Source organism: Pseudonocardia sp. 73-21 (assembly GCF_001899645.1).
GTDB lineage: Bacteria > Actinomycetota > Actinomycetes > Mycobacteriales > Pseudonocardiaceae > Pseudonocardia.
Genome location: NZ_MKVV01000016.1, coordinates 134,413 through 146,313 on the forward strand (window position 1 = coordinate 134,413; position 11,901 = coordinate 146,313).

The following is an 11,901-nucleotide window of genomic DNA, read 5'->3' on the forward strand; positions in this document are numbered from 1 at the left end:
TAGTTCACGAACGGCGAAGGCGGGCCGGCCCATGTGGGGCCGGCCCGCCTTCGGTGTTCACGGGCCCTGGCCGGTGTGCTCCGCCCCGGGCCCGGTGCTTCACATCCGCGAGACGGCCTGGCTCTGGCCGTGCACCCGCAAGGTGCGGTCGCGGTCGCGGATGATGTCGTCGCGCTCGGACTCCGAGAGCCCGCCCCAGACGCCGTAGGGCTCGTGGACGGTCAGGGCGTGCCGGCGGCACTGCTCCAGGACGGGGCAGCCCCTGCACACCTGCTTGGCCCGCGTCTCGCGGCTGGCGCGGGCCGGGCCGCGCTCACCCTCCGGGTGGAAGAAGAACGCGCTGTCCATGCCTCGGCAGGCGCCCTGCATCTGCCAGTCGTAGATCTCTGTGACCGGGACCGGGAGCCTTCGCGTATCCGCCACGTTCATCACCCACCTTGTTCTCCGCTGCGTACCAGCGACGAGTTACCCCACCATAGAACCGCTTCAAACCTTGTTCAAGTAGAGAGTCGTAAAACACTTCGCCGTGGGCGTGGCAGGTTGCCGGTGACGCTCCGGGCACGCACGATGGTCCGATGCAGTCCGAACCGGTCGCGGAGCCGTCCGATCCGCATCCGACCGGGACGCCGGAGTCGACGGTGCAGCTCAGCGTGGCCGCGGCCGCGCGCCGGCTCGGCATCGCGCCGGCCACGCTGCGCACCTGGGACCGTCGCTACGGCATCGGCCCGTCCGACCACGCCCCCGGCCGGCACCGCCGCTACTCCCCCGACGACGTCGCCCGGCTGGAGCTGATGCAGCACGCGCTCGTGCGCGGGGCCGGTCCGGCCGAGGCGGCGGCGTACGCGCTCGCCGCCCGGTTGCCCCGGCCCGACACCGACCGGCCCTTCCCCGTTCCACCGGCGTCGGAGCCGGAGCCGGAACAGGGGACCGACGAGCTGGGTGACCCGGTCCTGGCCGACACGGGCGGCACCGGGGAGGTCGCCGCCCGCGTGCGGGTGGGCGGCCAGGTCCTGCGCCTGCCGGGAGTCGGGAAGCGCGCCCGCGGGCTGGGGCGTGCCGCGCTCGCGCTGGACGCGGCGGCCGCGCGTGCGGTGCTGACGGAGTCGATCGCCGCCACGGGCGTCGAGGCCACCTGGAACGACGTGGCCGTGCCGGTGCTGACCGCCGTGGGCGAGCGCTGGGCGGCCACCGGCGCCGGGGTCGAGATCGAGCACCTGCTCAGCGAGTGCGTCGTCGGTGCGTTCGGGGCGGCCACGGGCAGACCGTCGAACGCCGGCGCGCGACCGGTGCTGCTGGCGGGGATGCCGGGCGAGCAGCACACGCTGCCGATGGCGGTGCTCGCGGCCACGTTGACCGAGCGGGGGGTGCTCTGCCGTTCCCTGGGCTCGGACCTGCCCGTCGACGCGCTGGTGGCCGCGATCCGGCGGACCGCACCGGCCGCCGTCGTCCTCTGGTCGCAGCTGCGTTCCACCGCCGATGCCGAGGTGGTGCGGTCCCTTCCCCGCACCCGCCCCGCGGCCCGGACGTTCGTCGGGGGCCCGGGCTGGGCGGAGGTCGAGCTGCCGCCCCGGGTGGTCCGGCTGGGCTCGCTCGCCGAGGCCACCCGCGTGATCTGCGACGCCGCGGCGGTGTGAGCGCTCTCCGCGAGGCGGCGTTCGGCCGCCGCCCGGACCTCGGCGTACGGGTCGAACCGGGAACGGGGGCCGTCGACCGCTGGTTGGTGGCCGTGACGCTCGGCGGCCAGGGGCGCTACGCGGCGGCGGCCACCGAGCTGGGGCGCCTGCTGGCCGATCCCGCCGTCCCGCCCGCTGTGGCCGCGCACGCCGCCGTCACGCGGGCGGCCCACCGTCGCCAGCAGGGCGGGCACGCCGCGGCCCGGCCCGACGACGCCCTGGGCCTGCGGCTGGCCACGGCGGGCCCGGCCGGTGATCCCGATGCCGACGGAACGGACGCGTGGGCGGCGCGCATCGACGCGCTCGTGGGCCTGGCGGCCGACGCCGTCGGGCTCGGCGACCCGACCACCGCCGCCCGGCTGCTCGACGTCGCGGAGCGGGCGGCGGAGGGTCACCCCTCGTGGCGGCCCCGGGTGCGCCTGGGCTGGGTGCGCGCCGAGCACGCCCTGCTGACGGGGCGGGCCGCCGACGCGGTGTCGCGGGCCGGCTCGGCCGTGGCCCTCGCGGTGGCCGGTGGCTCGGTACGGCACGTTCTCAAGTCACGGATCATCCACGTGGTGGCCCGAGGCGTCGCGGGCGACGTCGGTCCGGCGGACGCGATCGCTGCGCTCGACGCGATCGGTGAGGATTGTGACGTTCTGGGGCTCTTGCCCCTCCGGTGGCCGTGCGCGCTCGCGGCGGCGGACCTCGTCACACGACTGGTGGACGATCATGAGTCGCTCGCAAACGATTCTGTCGCCCGATCGGCGCAACGATCGCCGGACGACCGGTCGGGCGGCGCGACGCGCCGACGACACGCCGCGGCGTCGGCGATGAGCGTCATCGGAAGGAGGACCGACCCCCGTGGCAAGCGCCTTTTGGGGGTGTCGGTGTGACCCCAGAGGCAGATACCGCTAGTGTAATTACTCCATTCGGAACAACGTCACCCACATGACGAGTGCCACTCGGCGCAACGGTCCCGAATGGAGGCCACAAGTTCGCCCTGATCGTGTCAAGGTGGGCCTGTCACCCGCCGATGCGGGGGGTGACACATCACCCGGCTGCAGGAAGCTGCAGGAAGGAGCCGTCGTGACGACGGTACTCATCTGCGACGATCGTCGTAGCGTCCGCGAAGGTCTCACCCGCGTGATGTCCGCGGTGCCGGGGGTACACCGGATCGATTGCGTCGCCCATGGGGACGAACTGCTGGCGCGGTTCTCACGCCAGCCGGTCGACGTCGTCCTGGTCGGCACCCAGCGCGCGGTGCCCACCGGGGTCGAGGCGACGCGTCGCCTCGTCGCCGCCCACCCCCAGGCCAACGTCATCGTCTTCGGGGCACCCGACGACGCGGGCAGCATCGCCGCGGCCATCGCGGGCGGCGCCCGCGGCTACCTCCGCTGGGACGCCTCGCGTCCCGAGTTGGTGGCCGCGCTCGCCCACACCCTGGCCAGCACCGCGGTGCCCACGCCACGGGCACCCACCGACCCCGGCGTCCAGCTCACGGAGCGCGAGCTCCAGGTGCTGCGGGGGATGAGCCAGGGCAAGAGCAACGGCCAGATCGGCCGCGAGCTCTACCTGTCCGAGGACACGGTCAAGACCCACGCCCGGCGGCTGTTCCGCAAGCTCGGCGTGCGCGACCGCGCCCAGGCCGTGGCCCACGGCTTCCGTCGCGGCCTGGTCTCCTGACCTGCCCGTAGGTACCTGACGTCAGACCCGGGCCGCGCCTTCGTGCGTGCGGCCCGGTGGATCACGCGGCGACGTGGCCCGCCCTTCCCGGCCGGCCACGCGCCCGCCGCCACGGTGTCCGCGCCCGTGGCCGTCGCTCTCCCCGCCGGTGGCGCCGCTGCGCCCGATCGGGTGGGCTCTCTCCCGGTCCGCACCGCGGGGCCCCTTCCGGACGTCATCATCTGCGGACGAGGAGTCCCTCCCGGATCGTCCGGCCGGTTCGCTACGGTGGGCGCATTGAGGACACGGCTGAACACTCTCCGTGGGCGCCCTCACGAACGGATGATGACGAACATGTTGGGTAACACCCGGACGACAGCGTGCGATGAGTGAGACGACAGACGTTCCCGACGAGCTGGTGGCCCTTGCGATGGCAGGGGACCGCGGAGCGGTAGGGCACGTGCTCGCCATCATCCGGCCCATGGTCGTGCGGTACTGCCGTGCGCGCCTCGGTCGGTTGGACCGTGCGTCGGTCTCCGCCGACGACGTCGCGCAGGAGGTGTGTTTGGCCGTACTCACGGCCTTGCCCGGCTATCGCGTCCAGGGCCGCCCGTTCCTGGCGTTCGTCTACGGCATCGCGTCGCACAAGGTGATCGACGCGCACCGTGCGGCCACCCGCAACCGGTCGGAACCGGTCGCGGAAGTGCCCGACTCCGTGGAGACCGGAGACGGACCGGAACAGCGCGCCCTGCGCGTCGAACTGTCCGGCGAGATGGCAACCCTGCTCGAGACGCTCCCCGACAAGCAACGAGAGATCCTGGTGTTACGCGTGGTCGTCGGACTCTCCGCCGAGGAAACGGCGGAGGCGGTCGGATCCACACCCGGCGCTGTCCGGGTGGCCCAGCACCGCGCCCTGGCGCGGTTGCGCAAGTCGATGCCCGAAGAGGAGGTGGTCTGAGTGCGTAGCGGTGACGGTGACAACACCACCCCGCGGGGCTCGGAATACCCCTTCGGGGGTGGACGCCACAGAACCAACGGCACGAACGGCGTACACCCCGAGGGGATGAACACCCGCCCGATCCCGATGGACGAGCCCATCGATCTCGTCGCGGTGCAGGCCGACGACGAGCTCATCAACGCCCTGCGCAGCGGCATGTCCGTGTCCGCGCCCGGCGTGCACGGTTACGACGCCGACGACCATGTGGCCGCCATCCTGGCCGCGTGGAAGGCCGAGGTCGACGCCGATCCGATCCCCGAGCTCGTCGACATCGACACCGCGATGGCCGCCATCCAGGCCGGGCGGCCGTCCACTGCCCGCCGGGTGGGTCGGCACCTCGCGCCGGTGGCCGCGGCCGCCGCGTTCGTCGTCCTCGCGATCGGTGGCGTGTCCATCGGATCGGCCAGCTCCGAGCCCGGTGACGCGCTGTGGGGCGTGTCGAAGGTGCTCTACAGCGAGCGGGCGCAGTCGGTCGAGGCCGCCGTGAGCGCGGAGGACCACATCACCTCGGCCAAGCAGGCGCTGGTCGACGGGCAGCCCGAGGTCGCGGCGCAGCAGCTCCAGGCGGCGAACGCCGATCTCGCCGCGGTCCGTCCGCAGGAGGGCAAGGCCGAGCTGGCCGACGTCCAGAACTTCCTGGTGGCGAAGGCGGCGGAGACACCTCCCGGGCAGCCCACCGACCCCGGTGCGCCGCTGAAGAAGGATCGGACGCGGAAGGTGCCGAAGGGAGCCGAGCTCAGCCAGTCCCCGCGGCCGACGGACCCGGATCCGGTGACCACGACGAACGCTCCCGCACCGGACCCGTCGTCCGGTGGGGTCCTCACCTCGCAGAACCCGGCGGTCACCGGCCCGAGCGCCCCGACCTCGGCGCCGAGCAACACCGACGGTCGTGTCGATCCGACGACCGGGGCCACGTCCACCCCGGTCACGGAAGGTGGGCCCGCCACCACCACGCCCAAGCCCCAGGGCATGGGCGGCGCCGAGGGCGCGCCGTCGTCCAGTACCACGGCGTCCGGAACCGGCACCACCGTGCCGGCCCCGGGCACCAGCTGACCCCACCCTCTACGACGACGGCCCCGATCCACAGGATCGGGGCCGTCGTCGTAGAGGGTGGGGTCAGGAGTCTGAGAGCACCGCGTCGGCGTACCCGCGGCAGTACTCCCACGTGACGTAGCTCGCGGGGTCGGGATCGAAGGCGGGCTCGTGCGGCCGCATCTGCCCCTCCTCGAGCAGCTGCTGCAGGCTCGCGCGCAGCAGGCTCCACTCGTGGTAGTGCTGCTCGCCGCAGTCGCCGCAGTCGACCACGATGCCGCGCACCCCGCGCCCCTCGAGAAGGGCCTGGTAGACGGCCAGATCGGCGAGGTCGGCGACGACCTCGTCACGCTCCTCGTCGCTCAACGCGTCCTGCTCCTCGTCCTCCTCGCCGTCCAACGACAGCGCGGGATCGTGCGGATCTCCGGCAAACGGGTCCGGTGGGAGGGCATCTGGCGACACGCCGTCAACGATACTCCGCCGCGGGCGTCACACCGCGACCCGCGCGCCACGCGACCGACGCGCGGATACGATGGTTCCTCTAGGGGGTCCACGCGGTCGGACGATGGGATGTTCACAGAGATGACGAGCGAGACCGCAGGACTGCCGGCGAAGTTCGCGATGCTGGGCCTGACCTTCGACGACGTGCTGCTGCTGCCGGCCGAGTCCGATGTGGTGCCCAGCGCCGTCGACACGGGCACGCAGGTCACCCGCCGGGTCCGGCTGAAGGTGCCGATCGTGTCCTCGCCGATGGACACCGTCACCGAGGCCCGGATGGCCATCGCCATGGCCCGGGCCGGTGGGCTGGGCACGCTGCACCGCAACCTGTCGCCCGAGCAGCAGGCCGCCCAGGTGGAGGTGGTGAAGCGCTCCGAGGCGGGCATGGTCACCGACCCGGTCACCTGCTCGCCCGAGGACACGCTGGCCGACGTCGACGCGCTGTGCGCCAAGTTCCGCATCTCCGGCGTGCCCGTCACCGACGCCGGCGGCAAGCTCGTCGGCATCATCACCAACCGCGACATGCGGTTCGAGATGGACCACGCCCGTCCCGTGATCGAGGTGATGACCCACGCGCCGCTGATCACCGCGCGCGTCGGTGTCTCGGCCGAGGCCGCGCTGGGGCTGTTGCGCCGCCACAAGCTGGAGAAGCTGCCGATCATCGACGGTGACGGCATTCTGCGCGGCCTGATCACGATCAAGGACTTCAACAAGACCGAGAAGTACCCGCTCGCCACGAAGGACCCCGACGGGCGGCTCGTCGTCGCCGCGGCGGTCGGCGTGGGCGAGGAGGGCTACGCGCGGGCCATGCTGCTCGTCGAGGCCGGCGTCGACGTCCTGATGGTCGACACCGCGCACGGCCACTCCCGCCGCGTGCTGGAGACCGTCGCGAAGCTGCGCGCCGAGGTGGGCCACTCCGTCGACGTCGTCGGCGGCAACGTCGCCACCCGCGCGGGCGCCGCCGCCCTCGTCGAGGCCGGGGCCGACGCGGTCAAGGTCGGCGTCGGGCCGGGCTCCATCTGCACCACACGCGTCGTCGCAGGGGTGGGGGCGCCGCAGATCACGGCGATCTACGAGGCCGCGCAGGCGTGCGCGGTGGCCGGCGTGCCCGTCATCGGCGACGGCGGCATCCAGTACTCCGGCGACATCTCCAAGGCCATCGCGGCCGGCGCCTCCACGGTGATGCTGGGCAGCCTGCTGGCCGGCACGGCCGAGTCGCCGGGCCAGATCGTGCTGGTGGGCGGCAAGCAGTTCAAGACCTACCGGGGCATGGGCTCGCTCGGGGCGATGCAGTCGCGCGGGGACGCGAAGTCCTACTCCAAGGACCGCTACGCCCAGGACGACGTGCTCAGCGAGGACAAGCTCGTGCCCGAGGGCATCGAGGGTCGTATCCCGTTCCGGGGCCCGCTGTCGCAGGTGGTGCACCAGCTCATCGGCGGTCTGCGCTCGGGCATGGGCTACGCGGGGGCGCAGACCATCCCGCAGCTGCAGGACGCGCAGCTCGTCCGGATCACCGCGGCGGGGCTGAAGGAGAGCCACCCGCACGACATCACGATGACGGTCGAGGCGCCCAACTACGCGACCCGGTAGCCGCCGCTCTACCCTGACCTCTCGTGCGTGACCTCGTGGAGATCGGGATGGGCCGAGAGGCCCGTCGGAGCTACGACCTGAACCAGGTCGAGATCGTGCCGTCGCGGCGGACGCGGAGCTCGAAGGAGGTATCCACCGCCTGGAAGCTCGACGCCTACGGCTTCGAGATCCCGCTGGTGACCCACCCGACCGACGCGGTGGTCTCGCCGGCGAGCGCCGTGCGGATCGGGCAGCTCGGCGGCCTGGCCGTGTTGAACGCCGAGGGCCTCTGGGCCCGGCACGCCGAGGCCGACGGCGCACTCACCCAGGTCCTGGAGGCCGCGGCGTCCGACGACCCCACCGCCGCCGTCCGGATGCTGCAGGAGCTGCATGCCGCGCCGATCGACCCGGCGCTGCTCAAGGAGGCGCTCAAGACCGTCCGGGACGCCGGGGTCACCGTCGCCGCGCGGGTGAGCCCGCAGCGCGCCCGGGAGCTCACCCCCGACCTGCTGGCCGCCGGCGTCGAGATCCTCGTCGTGCAGGGCACGATCATCTCCGCCGAGCACGTCTCGGACGGCGAGCCGCTCAACCTCAAGGACTTCATCGCCTCCCTCGACGTGCCCGTCGTCGCCGGTGGCGTCGGTGACTACCGCACCGCGATGCACCTCATGCGCACCGGCGCGGCCGGCGTCATCGTCGGGTACGGGGAGTCGTCGGCCACCACCACCGACGACGTGCTGGGCATCGGCGTCCCGATGGCCACCGCGATCGTGGACGCCGCCGCGGCCCGCCGCGACTACCTCGACGAGACCGGCGGCCGCTACGTCCACGTGATCGCCGACGGCGGCATGGGCGCGTCCGGTGACATCGCTAAGGCCATCGCCTGCGGCGCCGACGCGGTGATGCTCGGCGAGCAGCTCTCGGAGGCCACCGAGGCCCCCGGGCAGGGCCTGTACTGGACGAGCTCGGTGGCCCACCCCAGCCTGCCGCGCTCGGAGGTGACGGGCTTCGCCCCCGGCGAGCGTGACCTCGAGCAGGTGCTCTTCGGCCCCTCCAGCAGCCCCTACGGCACGGTCAACCTCTTCGGTGCCCTGCGGCGGGCGATGGCGAAGACCGGCTACAGCGACCTGAAGGAGTTCCAGCGCGTGGGCCTGACGGTCCGCGGCTGAGTCGATGGCTTGACCGGCGATTGGGCTGATCAGCGCCGGATTTCAGTGAGTCGTCGGTACTACTTCGCAGTTCCGATCGTCGTGATCTTCGTGATGCTCAGCTGTGGTGCCGTCATGGTGCCGCCGAGGGTCGTTTCGTAGGAGACGGAGCCGGACACCACGACCTCAGCCCTGAACAGGTCACCCTCAACCAGGTCGCTGAGGTCTGCGGAGGCGCTGGCGAGCACCGTGTTCGTCTCGTAGTCGGCGTAGCCGTAGCTGACTGGATGTTTGACGCCGTCGACGTTCGCCCGGAAGCCATCCGTCCCAGTCGCAGCATCGAACTGCTTGACCTGCCCGTAGACGACGATGCTCTCGCCGACGTGGGCGTCGGGGCTCTTCGCGATCTTCGCCCAGTCCCTCGCCGTGATCGCCTTGGCTGGTGCAGGTTTCGCAGGCGCGGCGGGGACGGAAGGTGCAACCGTCGGTGCGACTGCGGCCGGCGTCGGGGCCGCGTAGGTCGTGGTCGTACTTCCCGCAGTCGACGGCGGAGTCGACGAACGGGACGACTTGGCGGCAGAGGCCACGCTTGCGACGATGACGATCAAGACGGCTGCACCGATGATCATTCCGATTCGGGCGAGGAGCCCGAACCGCGGCTTCCTGGGCGGCTGGGGCGGTGCCGGAGGGAGTCCTCGCTGGGTGGGGACCGAACCCGCCAGAGGGAACTGTCCGCTCGGCTGGTACCCCGGCACGTAGCCCGACTGCGGGTAGTACGGCTGCTGCGGTCCCTGAGGGTACGGCTGCTGGTATCCGTCGACCCACGGCTGCGGCTGCTGGGGGTACTGCTGGTACGGCGGTTGCGGCATCGTCATCGGTGGCAACTCGGTTCTATCGCAGGGGCGTGGTGCCCTGCCTGTCGTCCGGCCCCGGTCGGGCGTTTCCTCCCGTCTGACCGCATCATCAAATTCGGCTACGGGGTGATCCGCGGAGCCAGCGCGCTGATCGTGATCTGGCCACCGAACGTAACGGTGCGCGTCCGCCGGGCGACATCCTGTCGCCACACCCGACCACCTTCCTGGAGATGCGATGCGTCGCCCTGCTCTCGTCCTGACGGGTCTCGTCGCCGCAGCCCTTTCGACTGGTGGCTGCGGCAGCCCGGCGTCCTCCACCGCGTCGCCGTCGGCCACCCAGGCCACGCTCGCGCCGCTGCCGGCACAGACGGTGCCTGCCCAGACTGCGCCGGGGCAGCCTGCGCCGGTGGCGACGAGCTGGGTGATGCCGGACCTCGTCGGGTCCGGGCTGCAGGATGCCCAGGACGCGATCCAGAAGTTGACCTCCTACGGGATCGCGATCACGAAGTCTCACGACGCCACAGGTGCCGGGCGGCGGCAGATCCTCGATCGCGACTGGAAGGTGTGCGACCAGAGTGTCAAGGCCGGCACCACGATCACGTCGGACACGACGATCGACTTCGGGGCGGCCAAGCTCGGCGAGGCGTGCTGACAGACGGCGGCGTCACGGGACGACGTCGGCGATCACCAGGTCGATCTGGGCGCGGATGTCGGGCAGCTTCGCCGCCAGCAGCCGTTCCACCTGGACCAGCAGATCGGCGGGGGCACGGTCGGCCCCGGCCCGGTCCCAGGCGTACGCGCGGTAGCCGGGGCCCTCGACCCAGGCGCTGCCGGCCGGGACGCCCGGGGCGTCCGGGGGGCTGAGGCCGTGGAGCTCGATCCAGGCCGGTTGGCCGGCCACCGTCGAGACCAGCGCGGCCAGGTCGAGCTGTGACGGCCACCGCGAGAGCCGGGCGACCCGCTCGAGGTCGCGGCACCGGTCCGCCGTCAGCACCGGTCGCTGGTTGGGGCCCGCGGCTCCCGGCGGGCAGGCGGTGCCGAAGCGGTCGATCATGTGCGGGTGCAGGGCCGGCTCGAGGGCCAGGCAGCGCCACGGCCGCGACGCCGTGCCCGGTGCACAGGAGGTGGTGGCCGCACAGCGAACCCAGCGCCTGCCGGGCCAGCTCGACGTGCCGCCGCTCCGACCGCAGCGGCGGTGGCGTCCCGTACAGGTGCTGCCAGAGCGCCATCTCGTTGCCGGCCGCCACCGCGATGCCGAAGTGCTCCGACACCGCCTCGACGCACTCCAGCAGCTCGGCCATGCGGTCGCTCTCGAGCCCGCGCGCCGCGGCGTCCAGCTCGCGCAGTCCGCGTTCGGCGTGGTCGATGCTCCAGCTCCGGGCGGTCCCGAACGAGTGCTCCCAGCGCCGGTCGCGCAGCACCTGGCGGGTCGTGGCCTCGTCGACCGGCGCGGTGAGACGTACCGTCCAGGCTGCATCGGGCTGCGGGTTCACCTCTCGCCCGTCGCGCTGCGCAATCGGATCGTCACGTAACGAGGTTATGGACGAAGCGCAGCTTCTTCAGCACCGTCTCCGACAGGTAGAAGGGGTAGAGGTCGTCCTTGCCCATCGAGCGGTTGACGGCGTTGAGGGCGTAGGTCAGCGGGAGCCACGTGCGCTCGATCTCCGAGAAGCCCGACGGGTCCTCGGTCGGGGTGGCCTCCAGCGGGGCGTCGGGGGTGGTGACGGCGTCGGGACCGCCGACGACCAGCCCGTAGGACGCGGCCGTCTGCAGGGTGTCGCGGATGTGCAGGTAGTGGGCGAAGGACTCGGCCCAGTCCTCCCACGGGTGGGCGGTGGCGTAGGTGCTGACGTACGACTCCTCCCAGCCTGGCGCAGGGGTGCCCGCGTAGTGCTTCTGCAGCGCCTCGGCGTAGTCGGCGCGCTCGTCGCCGAACAGCGCGCGGAAGGCGTCCGGGTCGGGCTCGACCAGCACTGTCCAGTAGTAGTGGCCGGTCTCGTGGCGGAAGTGGCCGAGCAGCGTGCGGTAGGGCTCGGCGAGCTGGACGCGCAGGGCCTCGCGGTGCCCGTCGTCGCCCTCGGCCATGTCGATGGTGACGACGCCGTCCTCGTGGCCGGTGATCACGGGCCCGTTCGTCGACGACAGCAGGTCGAACAGCACGCCCGCTGTGGACAGCCCCAGGCCGTCGAGCTGGTAGACGAGTCGGCGCTTGGCCGCCTCGGCCCGGACGAACGACATCATGCCGGCGGCGTCGTCGTCGGCGGGGCGGGTGCGGGTGAGCACGCAGCTGCCGCACAGGCCCTCGCCCGGGGCGACCACCCAGTTGCAGTCGGCCACCTGCGTGTTCGCGCACCGCACCAGCGCACCGACGGCCACCATGTCCCGGTCGACCCGGGCGAAACCGAGCTCCGTGCCGCAGTTGAGGCAGCTGAAGTTCTCGAAGAACACCAGGTGGGAGCACGTGGGGCAGGCGAAGGACCGCATCG

Annotated in this window: 14 protein-coding genes; 9 read left to right on the top strand and 5 right to left on the bottom strand. The window is 72.3% G+C overall.

Annotated features, from left to right (window positions below):
- Positions 1-99: 99 nt before the first annotated feature.
- On the bottom strand, positions 100-423 hold the full coding sequence (locus BGP03_RS03795) for a WhiB family transcriptional regulator (protein WP_296369811.1): 324 nt from the start codon (positions 421-423) through the stop codon (positions 100-102).
- Between the two features lie 152 nt (positions 424-575).
- Here BGP03_RS03795 and BGP03_RS03800 point away from each other — a divergent pair, with 152 nt between their 5' ends.
- The 5 genes from BGP03_RS03800 to BGP03_RS03820 all read left to right on the top strand — a co-directional run bounded on the left by BGP03_RS03800 (position 576) and on the right by BGP03_RS03820 (position 5,367).
- Positions 576-1,634, top strand: a complete 1,059-nt coding sequence (locus BGP03_RS03800; RefSeq protein WP_298800058.1) for a MerR family transcriptional regulator — start codon at positions 576-578, stop codon at positions 1,632-1,634.
- The gene (locus BGP03_RS03805; RefSeq protein ID WP_296369693.1) at positions 1,631-2,548 is read left to right on the top strand and encodes a hypothetical protein; all 918 of its coding nucleotides are present in this window, start codon (positions 1,631-1,633) and stop codon (positions 2,546-2,548) included. The genes BGP03_RS03800 and BGP03_RS03805 overlap by 4 nt, the downstream gene beginning before the upstream one ends.
- A gap of 193 nt (positions 2,549-2,741) precedes the next feature.
- Positions 2,742-3,338: a response regulator transcription factor gene (locus BGP03_RS03810; protein WP_075942692.1), complete on the top strand. Its 597-nt coding sequence runs from the start codon at positions 2,742-2,744 to the stop codon at positions 3,336-3,338.
- Between the two features lie 364 nt (positions 3,339-3,702).
- On the top strand, positions 3,703-4,275 hold the full coding sequence (locus tag BGP03_RS03815) for a sigma-70 family RNA polymerase sigma factor (protein WP_296369697.1): 573 nt from the start codon (positions 3,703-3,705) through the stop codon (positions 4,273-4,275).
- 105 nt (positions 4,276-4,380) lie between these two features.
- Entirely contained in the window at positions 4,381-5,367 is a 987-nt protein-coding gene (locus BGP03_RS03820) for an anti-sigma-D factor RsdA (RefSeq protein WP_298800061.1), read from the top strand.
- 63 nt (positions 5,368-5,430) lie between these two features.
- On the opposite strand, the gene BGP03_RS03825 is transcribed toward BGP03_RS03820, so the two are convergent.
- On the bottom strand, positions 5,431-5,808 hold the full coding sequence (locus BGP03_RS03825; protein WP_296369701.1) for a DUF5319 domain-containing protein: 378 nt from the start codon (positions 5,806-5,808) through the stop codon (positions 5,431-5,433).
- Positions 5,809-5,928: 120 nt separating this feature from the next.
- Between BGP03_RS03825 and guaB the strand changes: the two genes are divergently transcribed.
- The gene (gene guaB, locus BGP03_RS03830) at positions 5,929-7,434 is read left to right on the top strand and encodes an IMP dehydrogenase (protein ID WP_296369705.1); all 1,506 of its coding nucleotides are present in this window, start codon (positions 5,929-5,931) and stop codon (positions 7,432-7,434) included.
- Positions 7,435-7,457: 23 nt separating this feature from the next.
- Positions 7,458-8,582, top strand: a complete 1,125-nt coding sequence (locus BGP03_RS03835; RefSeq protein WP_298800063.1) for a GuaB3 family IMP dehydrogenase-related protein — start codon at positions 7,458-7,460, stop codon at positions 8,580-8,582.
- A gap of 59 nt (positions 8,583-8,641) precedes the next feature.
- Here BGP03_RS03835 and BGP03_RS03840 read toward each other — a convergent pair whose 3' ends face one another.
- Complete coding sequence (locus BGP03_RS03840; RefSeq protein WP_299735441.1) at positions 8,642-9,190, bottom strand: hypothetical protein; 549 nt, start codon at positions 9,188-9,190, stop codon at positions 8,642-8,644.
- A gap of 631 nt (positions 9,191-9,821) precedes the next feature.
- On the opposite strand from BGP03_RS03840, the gene BGP03_RS03845 reads away from it, so the two are divergent.
- A complete protein-coding gene (locus BGP03_RS03845) occupies positions 9,822-10,067 on the top strand; it encodes a PASTA domain-containing protein (RefSeq protein ID WP_296369710.1) in 246 nt (81 codons plus the stop codon).
- 12 nt (positions 10,068-10,079) lie between these two features.
- Here BGP03_RS03845 and BGP03_RS03850 read toward each other — a convergent pair whose 3' ends face one another.
- Positions 10,080-10,469 carry a hypothetical protein gene (locus BGP03_RS03850; protein WP_298800067.1) on the bottom strand — a complete coding sequence of 130 codons (390 nt, stop codon included), beginning with the start codon at positions 10,467-10,469 and terminating at the stop codon, positions 10,080-10,082.
- Positions 10,470-10,542: 73 nt separating this feature from the next.
- Here BGP03_RS03850 and BGP03_RS03855 point away from each other — a divergent pair, with 73 nt between their 5' ends.
- Entirely contained in the window at positions 10,543-10,947 is a 405-nt protein-coding gene (locus BGP03_RS03855) for a hypothetical protein (protein WP_299735445.1), read from the top strand.
- Here the strand turns inward: BGP03_RS03855 and BGP03_RS03860 are convergent.
- The gene (locus BGP03_RS03860) at positions 10,940-11,899 is read right to left on the bottom strand and encodes a putative zinc-binding metallopeptidase (protein ID WP_298800072.1); all 960 of its coding nucleotides are present in this window, start codon (positions 11,897-11,899) and stop codon (positions 10,940-10,942) included. The genes BGP03_RS03855 and BGP03_RS03860 overlap by 8 nt on opposite strands.
- Positions 11,900-11,901: the final 2 nt, after the last annotated feature.